The organism is Flavobacterium sp. CBA20B-1 (assembly GCF_028473145.1).
In the GTDB taxonomy this organism is placed as follows: Bacteria; Bacteroidota; Bacteroidia; order Flavobacteriales; family Flavobacteriaceae; genus Flavobacterium.
Genome location: NZ_CP092370.1, coordinates 1,966,497 through 1,992,936 on the forward strand (window position 1 = coordinate 1,966,497; position 26,440 = coordinate 1,992,936).

15 protein-coding genes and 1 pseudogene are annotated in these 26,440 nt (G+C 33.9%); 11 read left to right on the top strand and 5 right to left on the bottom strand.

The window, feature by feature from the left end; translation table 11 throughout:
- Nucleotides 1–2: 2 nt before the first annotated feature.
- The 3 genes from MG290_RS09755 to MG290_RS09765 form a co-directional block, all read right to left on the bottom strand.
- Nucleotides 3–356, bottom strand: coding sequence for a helix-turn-helix domain-containing protein (locus MG290_RS09755; protein WP_264561121.1), 354 nt, complete (start codon nucleotides 354–356; stop codon nucleotides 3–5).
- Nucleotides 326–667 carry a helix-turn-helix domain-containing protein gene (locus MG290_RS09760; protein ID WP_336297984.1) on the bottom strand — a complete coding sequence of 114 codons (342 nt, stop codon included), beginning with the start codon at nucleotides 665–667 and terminating at the stop codon, nucleotides 326–328. The genes MG290_RS09755 and MG290_RS09760 overlap by 31 nt, the downstream gene beginning before the upstream one ends.
- Nucleotides 668–1,177: 510 nt before the next feature.
- Nucleotides 1,178–1,936, bottom strand: coding sequence for a LytR/AlgR family response regulator transcription factor (locus MG290_RS09765; RefSeq protein WP_264561123.1), 759 nt, complete (start codon nucleotides 1,934–1,936; stop codon nucleotides 1,178–1,180).
- A gap of 26 nt (nucleotides 1,937–1,962) precedes the next feature.
- Here MG290_RS09765 and MG290_RS09770 point away from each other — a divergent pair, with 26 nt between their 5' ends.
- The 7 genes from MG290_RS09770 to MG290_RS09800 all read left to right on the top strand — a co-directional run bounded on the left by MG290_RS09770 (nucleotide 1,963) and on the right by MG290_RS09800 (nucleotide 11,511).
- Nucleotides 1,963–4,914, top strand: a complete 2,952-nt coding sequence (locus tag MG290_RS09770; protein ID WP_264561124.1) for a sensor histidine kinase — start codon at nucleotides 1,963–1,965, stop codon at nucleotides 4,912–4,914.
- Between the two features lie 619 nt (nucleotides 4,915–5,533).
- On the top strand, nucleotides 5,534–5,953 hold the full coding sequence (gene ybeY / locus MG290_RS09775; RefSeq protein ID WP_264561125.1) for an rRNA maturation RNase YbeY: 420 nt from the start codon (nucleotides 5,534–5,536) through the stop codon (nucleotides 5,951–5,953).
- Nucleotides 5,954–5,990: 37 nt separating this feature from the next.
- Nucleotides 5,991–7,868: a tRNA uridine-5-carboxymethylaminomethyl(34) synthesis enzyme MnmG gene (gene mnmG, locus MG290_RS09780; protein WP_264561126.1), complete on the top strand. Its 1,878-nt coding sequence runs from the start codon at nucleotides 5,991–5,993 to the stop codon at nucleotides 7,866–7,868.
- A 64-nt stretch (nucleotides 7,869–7,932) separates the two neighbouring features.
- Nucleotides 7,933–8,763 carry a class I SAM-dependent methyltransferase gene (locus MG290_RS09785; RefSeq protein ID WP_264561127.1) on the top strand — a complete coding sequence of 277 codons (831 nt, stop codon included), beginning with the start codon at nucleotides 7,933–7,935 and terminating at the stop codon, nucleotides 8,761–8,763.
- Nucleotides 8,764–8,986: 223 nt separating this feature from the next.
- The gene (locus MG290_RS09790) at nucleotides 8,987–9,634 is read left to right on the top strand and encodes an OmpH family outer membrane protein (protein WP_264561128.1); all 648 of its coding nucleotides are present in this window, start codon (nucleotides 8,987–8,989) and stop codon (nucleotides 9,632–9,634) included.
- 64 nt (nucleotides 9,635–9,698) lie between these two features.
- Nucleotides 9,699–10,739, top strand: coding sequence for a hypothetical protein (locus MG290_RS09795; protein ID WP_264561129.1), 1,041 nt, complete (start codon nucleotides 9,699–9,701; stop codon nucleotides 10,737–10,739).
- 58 nt (nucleotides 10,740–10,797) lie between these two features.
- Complete coding sequence (locus MG290_RS09800; RefSeq protein WP_264561130.1) at nucleotides 10,798–11,511, top strand: hypothetical protein; 714 nt, start codon at nucleotides 10,798–10,800, stop codon at nucleotides 11,509–11,511.
- Between the two features lie 118 nt (nucleotides 11,512–11,629).
- Here the strand turns inward: MG290_RS09800 and MG290_RS14870 are convergent.
- Both MG290_RS14870 and MG290_RS09805 read right to left on the bottom strand, forming a co-directional pair.
- Nucleotides 11,630–11,758, bottom strand: a pseudogene (locus MG290_RS14870) (type II toxin-antitoxin system YoeB family toxin); the annotation flags it as partial.
- Between the two features lie 62 nt (nucleotides 11,759–11,820).
- A complete protein-coding gene (locus MG290_RS09805) occupies nucleotides 11,821–12,033 on the bottom strand; it encodes a DUF2683 family protein (protein ID WP_264561131.1) in 213 nt (70 codons plus the stop codon).
- Nucleotides 12,034–12,112: 79 nt separating this feature from the next.
- On the opposite strand from MG290_RS09805, the gene MG290_RS09810 reads away from it, so the two are divergent.
- From MG290_RS09810 to MG290_RS09825, 4 genes are all read left to right on the top strand, one after another.
- Nucleotides 12,113–14,365, top strand: a complete 2,253-nt coding sequence (locus tag MG290_RS09810) for a helix-turn-helix domain-containing protein (RefSeq protein WP_264561132.1) — start codon at nucleotides 12,113–12,115, stop codon at nucleotides 14,363–14,365.
- Between the two features lie 633 nt (nucleotides 14,366–14,998).
- Nucleotides 14,999–16,774, top strand: a complete 1,776-nt coding sequence (locus tag MG290_RS09815) for a sensor histidine kinase (RefSeq protein ID WP_264561133.1) — start codon at nucleotides 14,999–15,001, stop codon at nucleotides 16,772–16,774.
- A 29-nt stretch (nucleotides 16,775–16,803) separates the two neighbouring features.
- Nucleotides 16,804–17,451 (top strand): response regulator transcription factor, encoded by a 648-nt coding sequence (locus MG290_RS09820; RefSeq protein WP_264561134.1) that lies wholly within the window; start codon nucleotides 16,804–16,806, stop codon nucleotides 17,449–17,451.
- A gap of 215 nt (nucleotides 17,452–17,666) precedes the next feature.
- Complete coding sequence (locus MG290_RS09825) at nucleotides 17,667–26,438, top strand: gliding motility-associated C-terminal domain-containing protein (protein WP_264561135.1); 8,772 nt, start codon at nucleotides 17,667–17,669, stop codon at nucleotides 26,436–26,438.
- Nucleotides 26,439–26,440: the final 2 nt, after the last annotated feature.

Genomic DNA, 26,440 nt, shown 5'->3' on the forward strand with positions numbered 1-26,440 from the left:
CACTAATTGTTGTTTCTGTATAAATCCATTTTTTTCCATTTTGCTAATGTATTTCTACTTAGTTTGAACATTTTGGATATTTCAGAATTATTTAATCCATGCTTTTCTTGATAATTAAGAATCTGTTTCACAGAGGCTGCATCATAGGCGCGGTGACTTTGATTAAACATTTGACTATCATTTTGTTTGGAAGCAAAAAACATATCGTTTATTTTGATTACATCTAGACTACTCCAATTTTGTTTTTCGGCAAAATCTAAAGGAGTTTCTATTTTTTTTTTGGCTGCCATGTCTCTGAAAATTTTTCCAAAATCAGGCCCTGTTTTTAACTGTTGGTTGGGTATTTTTGTATCCATCTGTATATAGTTGTTTTTGGTATTTTATATTCTTTTATTATTTCAGTTACTGTTTTTTGGTTAGTGCGTATAAGCTCTAATAAATAGTCTATGATTTCTTTGGTGTATATATTTTTTTTAAATTGTGGTACTTGGTTGTTTTTCGATGTACTTTTATTTACAAAGTGTTTTTTTGATGTATATAATATTAAATGTTGCGAATAAAGCCTGAAAAAATCATATTCTAAAAGCTTGCACCACCTTAGTAATCTATCAGTATCAAGCGTCTTGTATTGAAACATTTCCAAAATATCTTCTTCTTCACATTTCATAAAATTGCACACACGATCTATTGGAATATTACGTTCCTCATACAGTTTTTTTATATATGTGCCTATATGTATATTTTTAACATTCAAAATTTATTTATATGCGCTTATTCTTGATCAATTAATACTATATTTTACATGTAAAAACTTAACAAATATTTTAAAATAAAAACCACTTTTACAAAGTATATGTAATAGGTGGTCAACAAAGTAACTAGTGGTAATAAAATGTAGAATTTGTTCTAATGGTATGTAGAAGACACTCAGAAAAAAATGCTTTTCTGATACTTTAACAGCTTTGTTAAAAAATGTGTTATCAAAGGCATTGGTGCTTCAAAATAAATAGTGCTTGCGAAGTGGTTTTGGTTACAGTAACATTTAGAAATGAGAGGAGGAATGCTGTTTGCAAACAGCGTTAGTATATCAAAATAGTAAAGGATTTTACTTTAAATTGAACTGTTTATACAAAAGAAAAGAGGTAACTGCTAGCTATTGCTTCTGTTTTAAGACCACTTATTTATTCATTTTCATAAAAACCCGAAGGCTTTCAATTCTTCTTTTAGCTATTGGTAAACTGTAATTGTTGATCATATCACAAAAATAATTGTTCTCTTTTTTACTGATAAGCATTAAATTATCAAGATTTACAATGTAGGAGTGATGTATTCTAAAAAAATAATCATTTGCGAATAATTGCTCGTATTCGCCTAAATTTTTACTGGCAACAATTTGCCGGTCATTCTTTAAATAAAAAGTAGTGTATCGGCCATCTGATTTGCAAAAAAGGATATCTGCTTTCTTAATTGTATCAACTTTATCGGTTGATACAATTGTAATCGTATCTTTTTTTTGATTGCTGTTATGGTCTTTTGTATTGTATGTGTTTTGTTCAAAAAGTTTGCGTTCTTCAATTCTTTGCATACATTTTTCACATGCTGTTTTTAAATCATCGATAGAAATCGGTTTCATTATATAATCTATTGCATTATATTTGAAAGCTTTAATTGCATATTCGCTAAATGCGGTAATGAATATTATTTCGGTTTCGCTGTAATCAATCTGATCTAGTAATTCAAAAACATTTTTATTTTTTAACTGAATATCTAATATACAAATATCTGGTTTATAGTTATTTATGATTTTTTTTCCATTTTCAACTGAATCAGCTAAACCTGCAATATGAATGGTTGGAATGTATTTGTTTATAAAGTATTTTATTAGATTGATACTTGTTTTTTCGTCATCTACAATTACTGCTGAATACGTTTGCATGAATATAATTATTAAATTTTGAACAAATGAAGTTTATAAAACTGCTTGTTTTTTTGTGCGCTTTTAACCAACTATGGGCACAACAGCAGTATGCTACAAAAAATATACACTCGGTGCAAGAACTGGAATCTGTGTTAACATATACCATGGCTTTTGACCGCAATGGTTATACCTGGCTGGCTACCGACAATGGAATTTATAAATTTAATGGTACATACTACAAACATTTTTCTATGAAAGACGGTTTGCCCACCAATGATATCTTCTATATTAAAATTGATTCTGAAGATCGCATTTGGCTTACCGGCTATTTCAAGGGTTTATATTATATTAAAAATGACCAAATTTTTAAAGTGGAAAATGCAAATATACAAAGTGCATATTATGAATTTACCAAACAAGATACATTATTTTTTTCAGAACATCTGAAAAATGGCCGCTACTTTTTAACCAATCAACATTTTAAAATCAAAAGATACCCAGATAAAGAAAACCTTGTTTTGGTGAATTACCACCATGCATTGAAGGCTTATGTATTTAAAAATGCGGCTACTAATGAATACTACCTGCTAAATGATCAAAAAAAGGTGTTAAAGAAGTTTGCATCCAATGAACAGTATTATTCGCTACTTTCTAATCCATTTTCGATTAATTTTGTAAATATACCCAAAAACAAACAGGAAAATTATTCGGTAACAAAAAAATTTCCCTTTGAAATACATAAATTTACGTTTCAAAAATCACAACCAATCTTTGCAGGTATAGCTGGCTTCAATTCCAAACGGGTGCAATTGCTTTCTGCAAAAAACGATGATGTTTATAAAATTTACAGCAATTCCAAAGGTAAATGTATCGTTTTTGAAAAAGGTATTTATAACGAAGTTTTATCGCAAAAAATTTCTTCTTTACCCTACAATTTTGAAACTATTGAAAGTATCAGCATTGATAAATATGAGAATTTTTGGATTATTTTTAAAGGAAATACCGTTCAATTCATTCCAAAATCATTTTTTAAAATCAAGCATTACAGTTATAATCAGCTGTTAGGAGATCATAATTACCATATTAAATCGGCGTTTTTGTATGAGCATTCGCTAATTGCATTAACAAGTACAAATGAGGTGTTCCAAATTAATTTTAAAAATAAATCTAAAAAATTGCATACGTTTAATGATAATACATCTGCTATCTATCGTTCTGGTAACCAATTGATTGCAGTGCATACAAACAAAATTGCATCTTATAAAATTCAAGATAATTTACTGGAATTTTTGAGCTTTCAAGACCGATTAATACCCCATAAAAGAACAGGAGGTATTAGAAATAGTTATTTTAAAAAGGATAATATTTATACAATTCAGAAAAATATTATACAAAACAATACTTCGAAAAATTTGTACGAAATAAAGGCCGATTTGCGCTTTAATAACATTTTGGTGACCGATAATCAATCGGTGGTTGTTTCAAACGAAGAACAATTGGGTATTTATCATCTAAATAGTAAACAATTTGTAGCATCGTATTCCATAAAATTTACCAATACTATTAATCATATCAACGATTTAATTTTGGTAGGTACACATTCAAATGGTTTGCTTTTGGTAACGCAAAATTTTAAAATTTTACAAAATTTGCTTCCTAATGACAACATCTATAAAATTATCAAAGATTCTGTATCAAACCAGCTATTTGTGGTAACCAATGCCGGATTATATGTTTATAATTACAACAATAAAAAATTACATTTAACGAGGATAATACCATTGGATAGTGGCATTATAAAAGGTAAAATTAATGATATTCTTTCCGATAGCAAAAACCTTTATATTATTACGCAGCAAGGAATTACAACAATAGCAAAAGATTTCATCAATATAAAAATTTCGGGTGAAATAGAAATTAATCATATCATTGTTAATGACCATAAAATCAATAATTTAGAATTCTTATTCTTAAAAAGAGATCAAAATAATATAAGCATTCAAACTTCTTTGAAAACAATGAATAATACGGCTGATTTTGTGAAGTATTATTCCTTATCAAGAAATAATCAACTTGAAGATTGGAAAATATTTACCGAAAATGAATTATATTTTAAAGAATTAGCTCCGGGTACATACACTTTTAAAACATATAGTCAATCTTACAATGATAAAACTAAAAATAGTAAGAGCTTTCAATTTACAATAAAACCATATTTTTGGGAAACAACTTTCTTTAAAATACTTGTATTTATCGCAGTTATTTTACTAACCATTTTGGGGTTGTATATCATTCGATCAAAACGTGCAAAAAAATTTAACCTTCGTTTAAAACTTATAAATTTAGAAATGAAAGCCTTACGCGCACAAATGAACCCTCATTTCATTTTTAATACTTTAAATAATATGCAAAGTAGTGTATTGCTTGATGATGAAATTAAAGTAAATAATTATTTTGCAAAATTTGCAAAATTACTGCGCTCAACGCTTGATATTGTAAATAAAGAACACATAACTTTAGCCGATGAAATGGCTTATATCAATTCGTATATTGCTATTGAAAATATGAAAACCAACCAGCCAATAAATCTCACTTATACAATTGATGAATCCATTGATACAACCACAACAAAAGTACCTGTGATGTTGTTACAGCCATTTGTAGAAAATGCGGTAATTCATGGCTTGTCGGATATAAACGATGACAAACAATTAAAAATCACTATAAAAAAACAAACAGATGCAATCATCATTGCGATTACAGACAATGGAGTAGGGAGGAACGTAAATAAAAACATAGATCATTCCACCTTACACACCTCCTATGCAACAAAAATCGTTCAAAATAGGTTGCAACTATATAAAGACCTCTTTAAAAAATCATTCTCATGCGAAATTGTTGATTTGGTTGATGCTAACAACCAACCATTAGGTACAAAAGTAATTCTTAATATTGCTATTATTGATTCATTTAATGTACATAATATTTTTAAATAACTGATTTATAGTATTTTAAATAGTATGATATATTTCAAGATTAATAAGTGTTCATAACCGCTATTTGTATATTCATAACTTGTGTTGATAACTGTGAATAACTTTAGATAACTATTTGTTTACAATTTCATAAAAAATACTAAGGCATTATTTTTATCAACAATACCAAAAAAATTATTGAAAATAGTACACGCTTCATTGACAAATGAAACACAGTTATCAACACTTATTAACCATAAAAATTATTAATATTTTTAGTTAACAAGAGCTATTCTATATCAACAAAAAATACAAATTTATTTGATTTATAAGCCATTAGAAGGGTAGGGCAGTGTTAACAACTTTTTATAATTCACATTTACTATTGTTTCACTAAAAACTTATGCTATATATTAACAAGCATTATAAAGAAGAAAGCTTTTTTTAAAATTTTTAAAATTAATTTCTTTTATAATATAATGTTGTTGACAACCAAAATGAGTATAGCTGATTTATAAGCAATAATTTGATTAATTCTTATTTAATATATTAATTATCAATGTTTTAAATATTTTAATACAATATTGTATACTCTTTTTTTAGTTTCGTTGTACCTTTGTAAGTATTTTAAACATTAATAATGGTTATATTTAATTACGAAACCGATTTTCAGTTAGAAAACGAGCAACAATACGAAGTTTGGATTGATGCCATAATTGAATCGGAAGGTAAAGAAGCTGGTGAAATTAATTATATTTTTTGCGATGATGAATATTTGCACAACATCAATATGCAGTATCTAAATCATGATACTTTAACCGATATTATTAGTTTCGATTACTGTATAGGCGACTTAATTTCTGGTGATATTTTTATATCGATGGAACGAGTAGAGGAGAATGCAAAAGAATACGAGGTATCTCTCCAAAACGAACTACTTCGAGTGATGGCTCATGGAGTTTTGCATTACTGCGGATACAAAGATAAAACCGAAAAAGAAGCCGAATTAATGCGTATAAAAGAACAAGAAAAAATTAATATGTTCCACGTGGAACAATAATTTTTTTATTTATTAATTAAATGTTTCACGTGGAACAATGAGTATATTTCAAGATAAATATGATGTGATTGTGGTAGGAGCCGGACATGCGGGTTCAGAAGCTGCTGCTGCTGCTGCAAACATGGGAATGAAGACGCTTTTAATAACTATGAGTCTTCAGAATATTGCACAAATGAGTTGTAATCCTGCAATGGGTGGTATTGCAAAAGGACAAATTGTTCGTGAAATCGATGCAATGGGTGGTTACTCTGGAATTGTATCTGACCAATCTGCTATTCAATTTAAAATGTTGAACGTTTCCAAAGGACCTGCTATGTGGTCGCCAAGATGTCAAAGCGATCGTATGTTGTTTGCAGAAACCTGGCGCTTGATGTTAGAAGGTACTCCGAATTTAGATTTTTATCAGGAAATGGTTTCTGGAATTTTAATAGAAAATCATAAAATAGTAGGTGTAAAAACCAGTCTTGGAATTGAAATAAAATCAAAAACGGTTATCCTTACAAATGGTACTTTTTTAAACGGTTTGATTCATATTGGCGATAAACAATTCGGCGGTGGTAGGGCAGGAGAGAGTGCTTCTTTTGGAATTACGGAAGATTTGATAAAAGTAGGTTTTGAAGCTGGAAGAATGAAAACCGGAACACCGCCTCGCGTAGATGGACGTTCGTTAGATTATTCTAAAATGGAAGAACAGCCAGGTGATGTAAATCCACAAAAGTTTTCGTATTCTGATAAAACAAAACCACTTACAAAACAGCGCTCTTGTTATATGACTTATACTTCGCCAGAAGTACATAATTTGTTACGAGAAGGTTTTGATCGTTCGCCTATGTTTAACGGTAGAATAAAAAGTTTAGGACCGCGTTATTGTCCTTCTATTGAAGATAAAATCAATCGTTTTGCAGATAAAGACCGCCATCAATTATTTGTGGAACCTGAGGGTTGGAACACAGTAGAAGTGTATGTAAATGGCTTTTCTACTTCGTTACCAGAAGATGTGCAGTTTAATGCATTACGTTCTGTGGTAGGTTTTGAAAAGGTAAAGTTTTTCCGTCCGGGTTATGCGATTGAATACGATTATTTTCCACCAACACAATTGAAACATACCTTAGAAACAAAGTTAGTGGAAGGTTTGTTTTTTGCAGGTCAAATTAACGGAACTACAGGTTATGAAGAAGCAGCAGCGCAAGGTTTAATGGCGGGTATAAATGCTGCTTTAAAAGTGCAAGAAAAAACACCATTAATCTTAAAAAGAAACGAAGCATATATTGGTGTTTTAATTGATGATTTAATTACAAAAGGTACAGAAGAACCATACCGAATGTTTACATCACGTGCAGAATACAGAACCTTGCTGCGACAAGATAATGCAGATTTTAGGTTAACTCCCAAAGCTTTTGAAATTGGTTTAGCAGGTGAAGATCGAATAAAAAGAATGGAATACAAAAAAGAATCATCCGATCATTTTGTTCAGTTTTTTAAAGAAACATCTGTGCAGCCGAAAGAAGCAAATCCTATTTTAGGAGAAAAAGGAAGCGAACCAATGAAGCAACCCGATAAAATGTTTAAGGTTTTTTCACGTCCGCAATTAAAAGATGACGATATTTTACGCTTTGAAAAAGTAAAACAATACATCTCCGAAAATAATATAGATAAAGAGATTGTTGATCAAGCAATTATTCAAGTGAAATATTCCGGGTATATCGAAAAGGAAAAAAACAATGCTGACAAATTGAATAGATTAGAAGATGTGCGTATTCCAGAACATTTCGATTATGATAAAATCAAATCTATGTCTTATGAGGCCAAAGAAAAATTGAAAAAGATTCGTCCAGTAACTATTTCGCAAGCATCAAGAATAAGTGGTGTAGCACCGTCTGATATTTCTATTTTACTAATTCACATGGGTAGATAGTTTTACGTTCCACGTGAAACAAAACACCTTTGCAAAGGTGTTTTGTGTTTTATATATTCGCACTATGAAAAATAAAACCATTAAAGATTTTAGTATTACCAAAGAAGATTTTGAGCTGGTCTATCATGAAAAATATGATATGTATCAAACAAAGTTTTCGGCATTTGACCAGTTGGGAGCTTATTATAAAAGTGAGAATTATATTTCACACACCGACGGTAAAAGAAATTGGTTTGAAAAAATGTATCAGTTGGTAAAAAATCATACCATAAAAAGTAAATGGAACTTGATAAGTAATGTTACCAATCGGTCATACCTAAATGTATTAGATATTGGATGCGGTACGGGTGATTTTTTAAAATATGGTATTCAAGAATTAGCAGTTAATGGAGTAGGAGTAGAACCCAACGAAACAGCGCGTGGTATTGCACAATCAAAAAAAATGGATGTTTTTAATTCTATTGATGAAATACCTGCAGAAAAATTTGATGTAATTACATTATGGCATGTGTTGGAACATGTAACCGATTTGAATATTTATTTTCAATTTTTTAGTGAACGTCTAACCGAAAATGGAACACTCGTAATTGCAGTTCCTAATTTTAAATCATTCGATGCAAAACATTATAAACAACATTGGGCAGCTTGGGACGTACCCAGACATCTTTGGCATTTTAGTAAAATATCTATAAAAAAATTAGCCGAAGAGCATCAATTCAAATTAATACATATAAAACCTATGTATTTTGATAGTTTTTATGTTTCATTATTATCGGAAGAATATAAAACAGGATCAAAAAATATTTTAAAAGCATTTTATATCGGTTTGCTATCCAATTTAAAGGGATTTTTCTCTAAAGAGTATTCTTCACACATTTATATTCTTAAAAAATAATTTTAAATAGGTTATTTTAAAAGATGTTTATGTGAAATGTGGCTTTATATTCAAATTTTGTAAAAGAGGCTTAAATCGAATATTTTAAATACATTTTTTATAATTAAAAGTAATTGATTTTTTAATTTGCATATAAATTTTCTATAATTCAACAATTTCGATAATTTTAAATACTTTTGTTGAAATTTCATTTTCAATAGAAATTAAAAAATAATTAAGTAATATGAAAAAAATAATGATGTTGGCTGTTGTAGCACTTAGTGTGGTGGCTTGTAACAAAGAAACGACAGAAACAGCGAAAATAGAAAAAGCAGGTGCTGATAAAGTGGCTTTAAAAACAGCTTATATCGATACGGAAGTTTTAATGAAAGATTATCAAGAATTCAAAGATTTCGAGGTAAAGTTTAAAACCATGTCCGAAAAAATGAAGAATGAATTAGACAGTGATGCACGTAAATTTCAAAACGATGTGTTGGATCTTCAGAAAAATGCCCAATCAAAGGGTATGGAATGGGCACAAAAACGCCAAGCTGAATTAGAACGCCGTCAACAAACTTTAACAGAGAAAGAACAAAACTATATGAAAAAGTTCCAAGAAGAAAGTGCTGTGGAACGCGATTCAATGGTTTCTAAAATGAAAAAATTCATTAAAGAATACGGCAAAGAAAAAGGTTACGATTATATTTACGGAACAGGCGATGCGGCTTCGGTTCTTTATGCAAAAGAAGAATATGATTTAACCAAAGAAATATTAGCATTGTTGCACAAACAATACGAAGAAAAAACCGGTAAAAAAGTAGAAGCTAAAGAAGAAATTACTACCACTGAAACTAAAAAAGAAGCGGATAAGAAAACTGAAGCTAAAAAATAACTCTGAAAAATAGGATGTTAAATTAAAATTTTTACAAATGTAAAAATTTTAATTTAACATATTTATGAAAAACAAATTAGTATTACTGATGCTGAGTGCATCTGTTTTATCTTGTAACTCTGATGAAGTTGTTACTAATGAAAATTCTTCAAATGAAAATTATGTAAAATCAGCTCGTTCTTTAAGCTATTTGCCAGAATTAAGAACATTTGAATTAAGTAATGGTGAAAATGTTCAAATTTTATCATTTTCTAGTTGGAAAGATTTTCAAGAATTAGCTGACAATTTAAGTGATCAAGTAGAAATTTACGATGATAATTTTCTCAGAGACCATGAACATTTGTCGGATGAGTCATTAAGTAATTTTGAAGATGAAATTAACTATACTGATCAAATTCCATTGATAAATTTTGAAAATTCTATCTCATTCAATCAAGCTTTACGTAAACGTTTTAATGCTGAAAATAGTAAAATGTTAGAAACTGAAAATTTAGATCCAAATTTAGATCCAAATATTAATTTAGCGTTTTCAAATGGAGAGTTATCATTAGTAAATTTAAATCAAGAAGTAATGGTAGCAGATACAATTTATGTCTTCAATAAGGAAAGTATTGGTAGAATTTATGGTGATTATGAAAATAATTTAAGTGCGGCACGTACTGCTTCTGGATTAAAATTCACTAGTACTAGTAATATTTTTAGTCCTAATACACCTGCAGCAGCAGAATGTGTTGGTTGGAGAGCAACTGAATCAGATCATCATTATGCGAATGGTAAAAATGCAAGAAGAGTGGCTAAGATTAGAGCTGTCCCTGGATGGACTAAGTCCGAGAAAATGACAATTAATTATGAGAAAGGCAGAAGATGGAAGGAAAAGCGAACTAGGATGGCATTAGACTTAAGTGTTTGGTTATGGGAAAAATGTAGTGAAGATAATTCGCCAGGAGATGCAAATCATTATGGTCGAAATACATTTAAAGATAAAAAAAGAAGAGATATGAAACATCATGAATATATAACATCTAGAACTGTAAAAACAAGAAAGGGTTTTTTAGTAGGAAATCATTATTATGCGGGTACTTCAACATACTACAAGTTACAATAGTTTTATCAAGAGTGCAATTATTGCACTCTTGATTTCTTATAATAGCTTTTCACAAAATATGAAGTATTATCCAGAGTTTAATAATTATGGTTCATGGTCTTTTGGAGGATCATATTATTTCCAGCAAAAAGACAAAAAAACTGCTATTTACGGCGATTATGATTATGATGAAAAGCCTATGAACGGCTTTGCTTTCTCGGTAAGAAAAACCTTTAATAAAGCAGGTAGGTTTTCATATATTACAGGTATTACCTTAAATTTTAATACTGTTTATAAGTTTTCGGTTGAATTACCTCAAGAAGATATAAATTCGACAGTATTTACAGAAGATTTTAAAGCTACTTATACACCAATGGATAAAAGGATGAATTTTTCCATACCATTTTTAGTGCAATATAAAACTCCAATATCAAGAAAAGTTTTTTTTAATGTACAAACTGGCATTGATTTGCTTTACATGCAATCTGGTGGTGCTGATAGAACACTGATTATAAATGATATTAATAACAATGAGATTCCACGTTTTTATTATGAAAGTTATAGTAAAAGCGATATAGGATTGTATCAAAATGCTGTTGTTTCACCAGGTTTTTACTTTATGTTTGAAAGTTTTATGATTCAAACGAATTTAGTCTATCAAAAAACTTTAATTTCTCATTATGAAGGCTTTATGTATTTTGATAATTTGAAACCTAATGGAAAAACCCTTATAGAAAATAAAAGATCAGGAGATTATTTAGGAATATCTTTACAATTATTTCTATCAAAATAACAATTAAAACCACCAATTTTGGTGGTTTTTTTATTAATCATTGTAGAGTCCCATGGCAGAAACCACATAAACCATTACAATTTCTTCTTCTACGCGTTAAAAAATTCGGTCTTTTTGATTAATTCTTTCTTGACCAATATCCAGAATAATTATGTTTTAGTTGTTCAGGTTTTCCTTCACCTGAAAAAGGCGTTTCAGTTAATTCCAATAATATTTTTTCTATCTTTTTAATAACAGATTTATTCCCAGATTTGAAATGATTTTTTTATTCTTTTCTAGCTTTATCGGTTATTTCTACAAAATACTTTCCTATATATTTTCAGCATCTAAACGGGTAGTTTTACCATTTTTAATATCATTTTCTGCTTCTTTAATTTTTTCAACAAATGCAGGATTGTATTCGCTTTTTGTATCCGAAACAATTTCAATACCTTTGTGTTCTTTAGAAAAAAATTCAATTAAATTTTTGAAGGCTTTGCCAACTTTGGTAGGTTCGTTTATTTTTATGGTTATAGTTGTCATTAGTTTTGTATTTTAGTAAACAAAATTAAAAAAATTTCGCACGTTCCAATATATCAGCATTTTAGTTAAATTAGTACTTATGACACCTGAAGCAGAATTAGTTTTACAATACATACAGCATACCAACCGAAATGTTTTTTTAACCGGAAAAGCAGGAACTGGTAAAACCACTTTGCTCAAAAAAATTCTTACCACCACACACAAAAACACAGTTGTAGTGGCACCAACGGGCATCGCGGCTTTAAATGCGGGCGGGGTAACCATTCACTCGTTTTTTCAGTTGCCTTTTTCATCCTATATTCCTACTACCGATTTTAAAAATAACAACAATGGGTTGTATTTTGAAACCAAACAAACCATTACCCGCCATTTTAAAATGCAACAATCAAAGCAATCTATTATCAAAAGTTTAGAGTTGCTGGTGATTGATGAAGTATCCATGTTGCGAGCTGATGTGTTAGATGCCATGAACGAATTATTGCAGTTTGTTCGCAGGTCATCGTTGCCTTTTGGTGGCGTTCAGGTGTTGTTTATAGGCGATTTGTGGCAATTGCCTCCTGTTGTGAAGCCAAACGAATGGGAAACTCTAAGGCATTTTTACCAAGGCATTTATTTTTTCAACGCCTGGGCCATGCAAACAGAACCTCCTGTTTATGTGGAACTTAAAAAGATTTACCGCCAAGACGATGCCGATTTTATTCGGTTGCTGAATAATTTTAGAACAAACAACATCACTCCTGCCGATTATGAAGTTTTGGCAAAGCAAGTTGATGAATATTTCGATACCAACAAAAACAAAGGCTATATCACACTTACCACACACAACCGAAAAGCCGACGAAATAAATGAGCAACAACTGCGCCATATTAAAACACAAGAATTTGTTTTCTTGCCTGAAATTATTGGCGATTTTCCCGAAAAACTATTTCCGTTAGAACCTGAATTGGTTTTAAAAAAAGGCGCACAAGTGATGTTTGTAAAAAACGATTTAAGTTTTGAAAAACGCTATTACAACGGAAAAATCGGAACGGTTTTTTTTGTGTCTGAAAACGAAATAGAAGTTTTTTTGCCCGAAGATAATGTCAAAATTACGGTTGAAAAATACGAATGGCAAAATGTGCGTTATGTGCTCAATGAACAAACCAAAGAAATCGAAGAAGAAGTTTTAGGAACATTTGTGCAATATCCTTTGAAACTGGCTTGGGCCATAACGGTGCATAAATCGCAAGGATTAACATTTGATAAAGCAGTGCTGGATATCAACGATGTGTTTATGAGTGGGCAAGCCTATGTGGCATTGTCGCGTTTGCGCAGTTTAGATGGTTTGGTTTTATCAAAACCAGTAGCAATCCGCCAAATTTTGGCCGATGAAAACATTCTGTCTTTCACCCAAAAGAATGCAACTATTCGGCAGCAAGATCAATTATTGCAAGCTAAATTAGAAGATTTATGGCAACAAGTATCCGAAACATTCAATTGGCAGCAAGCACATGATGACTTTTATAAATGGATTGCTACTTGGGTTCCCGAAAAAAAATCGACCCGAAAAATTTATCGTGCTTGGGCAGAAAAACAAGAACGTTTGCTGTTGCATCTCAAAAAAGTGGGATTACAATTTTTACAAGAACTACACGCTATTTTTACCGATACCAATTTTAGAACCGATCATTTGGTGCAGCGTTTTTCCAAAGCATACAACTATTTTTATCCAAAATTAGATGAATTGGGATACGACACACTTTTTGTGTTGGAACAAGCAAAGAAAAAGAAAGGTTTTGTGCTTTTTGTGGAACAATTACGTGTATTTGAGGAGCAACATATAAAAATGGTTTTAAAGTTGCTTAAAACGAACAAAATGATTGAATTGTTTGGCAAGCAAATGGATTTCTCAACCGATAATCTAAAGCAAACCGATGCCGTTTCTTTCCGATTGAATCATTTAACGGCGATTAAAGAAATTTTGCGCTCCCAAATGTTAGATGTTGCAGAGGAAGATGCAATAGATACAGATTTAAAACAAATTGAAAAACCTACTAAAACCACTACAATAGACAAAACGTTTGAGCTTTTTCAACAAAGATTAACCGTGAGCGAAATTGCCGATAAACGCAAACTTTCTGTTGCAACCATTTATCAACATATGGGCAAATTAATAGCAGCGAATAAAATAGCAATCAGCGAAGTATTGTCAAAAAAGAAAATAGCAGAATTGCAAAAATTATTCAGTGGGAGTGAAGATAAAACCTTAACCGAAATTAAAGCCGATGCTCCTGAATCAATTACTTGGGAGGATTTGCGTATTTATAAAGCTTCTCTTCAAGTGAATAACTGATAGTCAGTAGAATATGATGTTCCAAAGAAGCAGAGATTTATACATTGAAAGTCCTAAAACATCGAACTATTTTTAAGCATCTTTTAAAACAGAATGATTTCTACGAAGTTATCAAATGTTAAAAAAATGAATTAATTATGTTAAATTTTTTAACTCATTTAAAGTTTTATATTTTCATGAAATGACACAAATGATTGAATAGTAGTATATTAAAATTTTTATTAAGCTTTATTGTTAATTTTTCTATTGAAATATGCATAAAAATCTATTAAAAATTTATGATAATAGATGCAACGAAATAGAAAATTATATACTATATTTATGTTATTTATATCATATTTAATACGTTTATGTTAAAATATAAAAATATGTTACAAACAATCTCATAATCAATATCATAAAAAGGAATAAATAATTAAGTCGCTGGTGAATTATTATTAATTTATATATTTGTGCATTAGAAACCACATGGTATACACGATAATTTTAGATCAACTCACCAAATGTATATTTTGGAAAAATTATTAAAAAAATAGCGATAATAGAATGTATTTGTTATAAAAATAGTCGTATATTTTAGGTATTAAATATTTAGGAGTTTTTTTTAAGAATAAATGTAAATAAAAGATTATTTTGAAAGAAAAAAAAGTTGATGAATTAAACTTTACAACCGGTAGTTTCAAATACAGAAAAGCGGTTCATTACACGTTGGTTGTAAGTGTGATTTTTTTTCAGATACTATTGCTTGTAATTGTTTACAATGAAATTTTTAATGAACCAAAACTGGAAGAGTTAGAAGCCGAAATTCATATTTCTGAACAAGCCAAGCAATTCAGTGACCGCACAAAAAGCGATTATATTGCTGCGCAGTTTAATTTACAACAATATCTTCAAACCAAAGATGAACAATATTTGGTGAAGTATAATGATGCATTAGACAGCTTAAATAAAAACATTCAAAATTTAGTAAAAACAACCGATAAAAGTGCGGGTTTTTCCATGTATTTGCGCAAAGATAAAAACCCAAAATTATCAGTAGAAAACATCAATTCAAAGATTGATTCCCTTCGAAATATTGAGATTCCTCCAAATATTGATTTTAAGGAAGAAGTTTTTAAGTTAAGTAGTATTCAACTTAAAGATGTAATTGATAGTTTAAATGTTGAAACCAGTGTTTCTGTTGACAGTGTGCAACGGAAAGGACTTTTAACTCGGTTAGGAAATGCTATATCTGGAAATGTGGATGTTCAAAAAGAAAAATCGAACGTGGTATTAACCCTTCGTCAAGGAAAAAAAGTAAGTTCAGGAAGCATTGAAGAACAAATAGAGAATTTGTTCCAATCAACCAATGAATATTATCAAAAAGCATTTGAAAATTATAAGCGAAAATTAGCCGCTGTAAACCGTAAAAATTCTAAAAACAATTCTGACTTTTTTAATGCCAATACCGAGTTGCTCTCATACAGCAATATGTTGCTCACCAAATACAATGATGCATTGGTATCGTTTACCAACGACGCCCGCAAAAAGTTTCAAGAGCAATACCACGCCAATAAAAAAATTAGAAATTACGCTGTTATTGGATTGATATTTTTAATGGTGCTTATATCTATTTTGTTGGCATTTTTAACCCGATTGGCATTTGTTTATGAAAAAAGATTAGAACAAGCAAAACAAAAAATTCAGCAAAACTTGAATTTTAAAAACCGTATCGTGGGAATGATCAGTCATGAAATACGTTCCCCATTAAACATTATTTCTATTTACACGCGCGGAATTAGCCGACAGGTGCAAGATGAAGAAGTAAAAGATTCATTAAAATCAATCGAAGCCACCACACAATCACTCTCGTTAATGGCGAATCAAATTTTAGAATTTTCAAAAAATGAAAACAAAAAGCTAATATTAAACAAAACCACATTCAATCTGAAAACAGAATTAGATGAAATATTAAAATCGTTAGCGCATTTTGTGAACAATAATGGTAATAAATTAGTAATTAACAATACCATTACCCACGATGTGATGCTGCACTCCGATAGTGTGAAAATACATCAGTTGTTCTACAACATAATAGGAAACGCTAATAAATTCACCAAAAAGGGCGAAATAGTTGCAAACATAGCTATAGAAAAAATAGACGAACACACACAAAATTTAAAAGTATCCATTAAAGACAATGGAGCAGGTATCAGCGAAAAAGATTTAAAACATATATTTGAAAGTTACCATCAAGGCAAAATAGCTGCAGATGTTCAGAATTTAGGAGCAGGTTTGGGATTGAATTTGTGTAAGGAAATAGTGGAATTATTCCAAGGAAAAATTTCCGTTACTAGTAAACCCAACACCGAAACTGTAGTAACATTCAATTTAATTCTAGATACACAAAATAAGGAATCAAAACAATAGGGCTAATCAGAGAAAACATTTAGAAAGAAATGAAAAAAAATGAAAAGAATTATAAAATCATAACAGCTGATGATCACAGTGTGGTTACAAAATCGCTTGGTTTTATATTGAAAGATATGTTCAGCAATGCAGAGGTTTATGAGTTAGACAATCTTAGCGAGGTAATGAAAAAGATAGAATCAACAAGCATAGATTTGTTGATATTAGACGTTTCTTTCCCCGACGGAAATTCTTTAAACTTAATTCCAACTTTGCGAAAATTGCAACCACATTTAAAAATTTTAATATTTTCAGGGCACGACGAAGACATCTATGCCATTCGTTATGTGCAAGCTGGCGCAAGTGGGTATTTGAACAAATTAAGCAACGAAGCCGAAATTCAAAACGCCATTCATACCGTGATGAATTCAGGAAAATATTTTAGTAAATACATTCAAGAAAAAATTACCGACAGCTATCTTTTCAGAAAGCCCATAAACCCTATGGATCAACTCTCAAACCGCGAGTTGGAAATAGCCCGTTTAATGGTAGAAGGATACGGGAATATTGAAATTTGTGCAGCTTTAGATTTGCAAAAATCAACAGTAAGCACCTACAAAACCCGCATCTTTGAAAAGTTAGAAGTAGAAAACCTATCCGACCTCATACAACTCTTCAGCCTTTATAAAGAAGTTTAAAAAAATCTCAAAATCCGCTTTTAAAAGCGGATTTTTTGTAGAACTTATTCTACAAAATTTATCGAACATATTCTACTCATCGACAAGAACAAGTTCTATAAAGAATTGCATGTGAAGTCCTTACTTTTGTTCACGATAAAATAGGTATAAATACTCTTTTCACAGCAACATTTATGCCATAGTAATTAAATGAACCTAATATTATGAAATAAAGAATGACGTATTTTTTACTTTCTTATTTTTCTTTATTATTCACAATTGCCCATGCAGTACCGCTTACAAGTGAAAATACTGCAATGGATAATACAGAATTAAAGAACGAATCGGCCATCAATGTCTTTAACATGACATTAACGCCCGTAGACGAAACCTGTACTGGTAATGGACAGATTGTCATTGATATTGACAATACCGAAGCTGGTGCAGTATTTGAATTTCAGGTATTTCTGTTACCCAATACATCTATACCTATTCAAACCACAACCGGAATTGTAGCAACAGGTAGCACATTAACCCATACCGAAACCTCACTCGGAAGCGGTGATTATCGAATAATTGCCACACAGGTAGTAGGTGCAGAAAACAACCAACAAACTGCCGATGTAACCATTACAGATAGCATTGAAGACATTGCTTTTGATACCGATGTAGCGCTAATTTGTGATGGTGGTGAAGTTACCGTTAATGTAACTGCTGGTAACCCAGCTACGTATGAACTTCGCGATACTTCTAACAATGTAGTAGTACCAGCACAAACTTCAAACGTGCTTTCAGCACCATATGGTGAATACAATGCAGTAGTCGTTGATGTATGTGGTAATGCAACCTCTATCGGTGTAAGCGTTATAGATGATTTTGAACAATATACTGTGCTAAGATCAAGTAGTGTAGGTAGCTTTAGATCTATGATTGATTGTAACACCATAGACCATGTAGAACGATTATACTATAACGGCAATACAACAGTACCAAATTACAGATACCCAATAGATGTAGTCGTAACTATAGAAAACCCTACAGGTGGCGCTGATACCGTAATTAATGATACGTGGACTCTAAACCAAAACAACCGCCATTACGACGTACCTTTTTATTATGGCGAAACCTACAACTACACCATTACCTTTACCGATGCTTGTGGTGAGGTATTTACTAAAGTAGATGAAATTACAGCTATACCATCTTCTAGAGTTTTGGCTCTAGCAGCAGATTGTGGATCTAAGTATATACGCTTTGATAATTTCTATTTTTATGAAGCTCCGATAGATGTTACTTTTTTAAGTTATCCAGCAGGGTTTGACCCAGCAGATTATAACACTAACTTTGCCCCAGGAGCATATACGGGCACTATCGACCCTCATAATGGCCCTATAGCCTTTGGTGACGCTTCTTCTCCTGGAGTCCCTTTAGGTACCTACCAGGTAGAACTATCTACTTGTGGTAGAACAGAAATAAAAACCATTACCGTTAGTAACGAACCAACACAAGACATTCGAATTGTAAGAAACTGGCCTGGTTGCGCCGATGATGAAGGCTCACTTTGGTTATATATAAAAACAATAGGAGGTACAGCTGCGCAAACAGACGATATTACTGCTATCAACATACTTAGTGCACCCGCAGCTTATACTGGGCCTACAGATGTGTCGTTTGGCATCTCTCCTGATGGCGGATTTAGAATAAACTCTTTACCAGCTGGTAATTACACCTTTGAGATTACAGGTAGCTGCGCACCTTTTACTACAAGCGTAACGGTTTTAGGCAAAAACTTAACATCCTCAGTAACTCCCACCTTTAATTGTGGTGGCAGCTTTAACGTAGAAGCTACTACATCTTCGTATTTAGGAGGGGAAAAAGCACATTTGCAAAAATTCTACCCAGCCTCTGGACAATGGGGACACCCTACAACTGGCACATTATATACTGAAGGAGACCCATTAGGGAACGCAACAGGTATAGAGATCTTCTTTAGCAACACTCCTGTTGGCTTTGAAACAGTAACAGGTACCGTTAATAATGTTGCAGGAGGTAGCGGCGAATACAGAGTTATTTTACAAAACGTAATTATAGCGACTGCAAGTGGTAGCAACCCATTTTGTCACGAAGTTATAGACACTTTTAATGTATCTGCAACAGGAATTAACCTACACAATTATTATGTAGCCAACTGCGTAAGCGGCAATACAGAGTTAATTATTGACGCAAGCGGGGTTGCTCCTCTTAATTATACCATTACATCGTTTAATGGCACACCTATGGTTATTGATAACGGCACAGACCCTATTTTTTCTGAATTAGCTGCAGGAGAATACACCGTAGAAGTAGAAGACGGTTGTGGCAACGTTGCAGTTTTCCAATTCAGAACAGACGTAGTAAAAATGCCTGTAATCAGACCAAGCAATTTATGTGATGGCGAAAACGGATCTTTGTATGTTACAGGTTTGTCTTTTCTTGATATTGAATGGACCAAAGATGGCGACCCAACAGTTATCGGTACAGGTAACACCCTCAATTTTGCTCCTTTTAATGAAGCAGCAGATGCAGGAACTTACTATGCAACATTATCCTACAACCCTAATCCAAACGCATGTATTTCTCAAACATTAAGTTTTGAAATACAATCTCCTGCACCACCACCAGAAGCAGGTACAGGACAAACGGTTGATATTGTTCAAGCCGATGCAGGCATCACAAATCTGTTTGACTATGTAACAGGCCCTTACGATAATTGGGGAGATTGGACAGACTTGTCAAGCACAGGTGCCTTAAACAATGAAGTTTTAGATGCAAGCATGTTGACAGTTGGTTCATACCAATTCCAATATGACGTTGAAGGACAATGTACTGATTTAGACAGCACTATTGTCACCATTAACATTATTTCATCTGGCCTAAGCGGGGTACAAGACGATGTGGTAGATATTTGTCCGTTTATTGCGCAAACAAACATTGCCAATGTAATGGATAATGATAATGTGAGCGGCACACCAGTTGTACCATCAGATTATACCATTTCAGAAGAAACCCCTGACACAGAAGGCATAATTTCTGTAAACCCAGACGGTTCTGTAGATGTAGCAGAAGATGCTCAACCAGGCACTACTTATACATTAGAATACAGAATTACAGAAAATTCTAATGTAAACAACTTTGCTATTGGTATGTTAACTGTTACTATTATAGTAGATGATATTAAGCCAGTAATCGCAGCAGCACCAGCAAACGAAACCATAGCGTGTATTGACGACTTACCAGCCGCTATGGATTTAGCGTGGACAGACAACTGTGATGCAGGAGGCATGGTAACTAGCGTAGACGGATCTTTAGTAGGTGGCGCTTGTGGCGGAACCATCACCAGAACTTGGAATGTTGCAGATGCTAGCGGAAACAATGCCGTAGAAGTAACACAAGTATTCACTATTAAAGATACTACAGTACCAGTAATCGCAGCAGGACCAGCAAACGAAACTATAGCGTGTATTGATGATTTACCAGCGGCTATGGATTTAGCATGGACAGACAACTGTGATGCTGGCGGAATGGTAACTAGCGTAGACGGACCTTTAGTAGGTGGTGCTTGTGGTGGAACCATTACAAGAACTTGGAATGTTGCAGATGCCTGCGGAAACACTGCTGTTGAAGTAACACAAGTATTTACTATTAATGCAACGCCACCAACCTTTGACACTACACCACCAACTAATGCTATCGAGGTAGCTTGCGCAGAAGATATTCCAGCTGCAGCAATCATCACTGCTACAGATAACTGTGGCGATGCAACCGTTTATGTAGATGAATTACGTACTGATGGAGCTTGTTTTGGGCAGTTCACTATCGAGCGTCGTTGGGTAGCTATAGATGCTTGTGGCAACGTAGTAACTTCAGAACCACAAATCATCACAGTTAATGACCAAGAAGGCCCAATATTTAATGAAGGTGAAGTCTTACCAGTAGACATTACATTAAGCTGTGAAGACACAATCCCTGATGCAAAAGCGTTAACCGCAACAGACTGTACAATTGATATTGACAACGATGAAGATGTTAACTTCCGTTTAGACGGCAGTTTAGTACTTAAAATACAAGAAGCTATGAATGGGTACGACACCAATAACGGAGCCCCATTTGGAGTAGTAGGTACTTGGCTCGTAAATGACTACTTATACGAAGGAAACCCTGGAGTTCTAACTCCTCTCCCTGAATACGACGGAATTACCTTTACCATTACTACAACAAGCTTAGCTACAGGTACAGAACCTAGCAGAATTAGACCAAACAGTTTTGGTAACGGTGTTGATTTGATAAACGCAAGAATCGAAATTACTTTTTCTGACGATGTGTTTTTCACTGCTAATGGTGCCAATTTCTTAAGAGCTCAAGCATATGTCGAGGCTTCTGGTGATATATCTATGTCGGTTCCATATCCAAATAATGGGGCTACTCATGATCATCCAAATTTGATCTCATCTGTAACAGGGCCTTACGTATTGTTCAACCAAAGCCCTTTTAACCCAAGTAATATAGAAGAAAATGCGATACGAACTCCTACACCTAGAACTATTTGGGGCGGTGTTGGCACACAGTTCACTTTAGATCATACGCATCCAACAGGGCAGCATGACTTTAGAATATATGAAATACAACTCTTCCCTCAACAAGATTTAGTAGAATTTAATGAAGAAATTGTTGAAGGAGACTGCCCAGGTAATTACGAAATCGTAAGAACATGGACTGCTACTGATGCTTGTAACAACATCACAGAGCACGTACAAACCATCACGGTACAAGATACTACGGCGCCAACATTTGACGTAGCTCCGCCAACACCACCACTTACCATAAGCTGTAGCAGCGATATGCCAAATGATTTGGTTGTTACTGCATCAGACAATTGTGGCGAAGCCGAAGTATTTATTCGTGATATAGAAACCCCAGGCAGTTGCCCAGGAAACTATGTAATTGAACGTACATACATAGCAATAGATGCTTGTGGCAATACAACAGAATCTGCACCAAGAACAATTACCGTTGAAGATACAACAGCACCAACGTTTAATGAAACCCTTCCTCAAGATGCCACACTAACATGTGAAGACACCATTCCGGCAGCAGTTACATTAACAGGTACAGAAAGTTGTGTATTTAACACAGATGCAGCATTTTTAAGTAATCCATTGGCTAAGTTTATCAACTTAGGAGACGCAATGGCAGGATACGATACCAACAACGGATCTCCATTCGGAGTTGTTTTCCAAGACCTTCCTGTGTTAGACTATATCGATAATCCAACAGATTTAGATCAAACCTATTTTACAGGTGTTACCTTTAGCTTAGAAACCTATGTATTAGATTCTTCTTTACCTAGTAGCGTAACAACTACTCCAAATAAAGGTATTAGGTTTGAAAATTCAGGATACAGAATAAAATTGTCAAGCCCGCAATTTGCATCAACTGAAGGAAACGTGCAAATGGCTGCAGGCGAAAAAGTGAACTTTAAGTCAAATAATCCAAATGCGAATCTATTTTTCGATAGCACCTATAGTACCGATTATCCACACCCTGATTTTTATATAAAACCAACAACAACCGGTTATGAAATCGAAAACAGAGGTACTGCCAATATCAACTCTATCTATCAAATATTCTCAGGAGCAGATATTACTGAGTTTGAAATAGAAAATATTGGTCAAGGTAACGGAAGTACTTTCTTCTTGTATCTATTTAATCCTTTAATGGAAGCAGATTTTGAAGAAAACAGAATTGACGGTACATGTCCTGAAGACTATACCTTAGAAAGAATATGGACATTAACTGATAGCTGTGGAAACACACAAAGCCATACACAAAACATTTTTGTAACTGTAGAAGATTTCACATTACCATCAAACGAATCGTCAACAGTAGCATGTATTGCTGATGCAGTAGCACCAGTATTACCAGAAGTTACAGACAGTTGTGGAAATATCTTAACACCAAGTGCGCCGGTAATTTCTACAGCGCCGGTTTGTGAAGGAGATTTAAGCTACACCTACACTTATACCGATTGTCAAGGGAACAGCCATGATTGGGTGTACACCTACACCATTGAGCGTGCAGATTTCAAGATGCCAGCCAATGGAATGTCAGCGGTAGCATGTCCTGCAGACGCAATAGCACCTGTATTACCTTTAGTAACGGACAACTGTGGCAATGTATTAACACCGAGTGCTCCGGTAGTAACCGAGTTACCAAGCCCAATATGTGAAGGAGTAATCAGTTATACCTATACCTACACAGATTGTGAAGGCAACAGCCACGATTGGGTTTATACGTATATAGTAGAGCGTAAAGACTTTAGTGTACCAGCAAATGGCTCATCAACGGTAGCATGTATATCAGAAGCAGTAGCACCAACTAGTTTACCAACAGTTACCGATAACTGCGGAAATGTATTAACACCAATTAGCTCGTTTATAGGGGGCACTTATGACGGATGTTCAGGTACGCGTACCTACAACTACCAATACCAAGATTGTGAAGGCTATAATCATATCTGGACTTACGAATATACGATAAATGCACCGGTAGTGACCCTACCAGTAAATGGATCATCTACCGTATCATGTGCATCAGAAGCACTAGTAGTACCAGTAGCCCCAATGGTAACCGACAACTGTGGAAGATTCCTAATAGGATTTTTAGCCAATGTATCGGCAACACCATCATGTGCAGGCACCAAAGTATATACCTATACCTATGTAGATTGTACCGGAACGCCATACACTTGGGAATACACCTATACAATTAGTAATCCGGTAGTTACCATGCCTGCTGCGGGATCGTCAACAGTAGCTTGTGTTGCTGAAGCGGTAGCCCCAACTGCACCAACAGTAGTTGACAACTGTGGCCGAGCACTAACAGCAGTATTAACAAATACAGATGCAGACCCTGCATGTTCAGGCACAAAAGCATACACCTATACCTATACAGATTGTACAGGAACACCATACACATGGACATATACTTATACAATAAGTGCACCAATGGTTACTATGCCAGCCAACGGATTATCAACGGTAGCATGTCCGTCCGATGTAGTAGCACCAACTGTACCAACGGTAACAAACAACTGTGGAAACGTTTTAACACCAAGCGCAGCTGTAATTTCACAAGAACCAACGTGTGAAGGAGATATAACTTATACCTACACGTTTACAGATTGTGAAGGAACTACGCACGATTGGACACACACGTTCACCATTGAAAGAGAAGATTTCTCCGTACCAGCTAATACTGCATCAACAGTAGCATGTGCATCTGCTATTACGGCACCAACAGTGCCAACGGTAACAGACAATTGCGGAAACGTATTACCACCAAGTGGTCCTGTAATTTCACAAGAACCAGCGTGTGAAGGAGATGTAACTTATACGTACACGTTTACAGATTGTGAAGGAAATACGCACCCTTGGACGCATACCTTCACCATTGAAAGAGAAGATTTCATCTTACCTGCCAATGGTTCAGAAACGGTATCATGTATAAGCGCAGCAGTGGCACCGGTATTACCAACGGTAACCGATAACTGTGGCAATGTATTAACACCTGTTTTCAGTTTCGAAGGAGGAACCTACGACGGATGTGAAGGCACAAGAACCTTTAATTATGAATATAAAGATTGTGCTAACCATACACAAACGTGGGTATATACCTATATCATTGAAGCAGAAGACTTCACTTTGCCAGCCAACGGATCATCAACGGTAGCATGTGCTTCAGAGATTGTAGCACCAACTGTACCAACGGTAACCGATAATTGCGGGAATGTATTAACGGCAAGTGCCCCGGTAGTTTCAGCTCTTCCAAGTTGTGAAGGCGATGTAACTTATACCTACACGTTTACCGATTGCCAAGGCAATAGCCACAATTGGGTGTACACCTACACCATTGAAGATACGGTTGCGCCAACAGGAACAGCACCATCCGATTTAGTATTAGAATGTATGAGTGCTATACCAGCGGCAGATGCAGCAGCTATCTTAGACGAAGCCGACAACTGCAACGGAAGTGTTACCGTAACGGTATCCGACATAGATAATGGAGGCAGTGGATGTTTAGGCAATGCTTATATCATCACCAGAACCTATACGTTAACAGATTGTGCAGGCAACCAAACCGATTTGGTACAAACCATCACGGTAGAAGACAGCACCGGTCCGGAATTTGTAGAAGTTTTACCAATGGATATCACCTTGGAATGCAGCGATTCGTTACCAGCGGTAGCAGAACTCACAGCCGTTGACAACTGTGGAGCAGCAACAGTAAGCTTTAACGAAGAGCGTACAGAAGGTTCATGCCCTAATAGTTATACATTAGAAAGAACATGGACAGCAACCGACGCGTGCGGCAACACCACTACACACACACAAGTGATAACAGTGGAAGACACCACCGCTCCTGAATTTGTAGGCCCTATGCCAAATAGAGAAGTATTCATGCGATGCGAAGACTTCGAACCGGCAGAAATCTTAACAGCCGTTGACAATTGTGGAACAGCAAGTGTTCGCTCATACGATGAGAAGATAGAAGGCGATTGTGAAGCGAAGTATGACATTTTAAGAACATGGGTTGCAACAGACGCATGTGGAAATGAGACCAGTTATACGCAAACAATTCATTTATCGTGTCCAGTAGAAATATTTAATGCAGTAACTCCAAACGGTGACGGCATGAATGATGAGTTAATTTTGAAAGGAATCAATTGTTACCCGGGCAACGTTGTAGAAGTATACAACCGTTGGGGTGTATTGGTTTACGAAACGAAGGATTACAATTCCCAAGGCAACACCTTTAAAGGACATTCCGAAGGAAGAGTCACAGTTAGTAAGCAATCAAAATTACCATCAGGAACATATTATTACGTAGTTAAGTACACGTTTGATTTAGGCAATGGAATCCAATATCCAACCGAACAAGCCGGCTACTTACATTTGGAGAATAACGAATAATA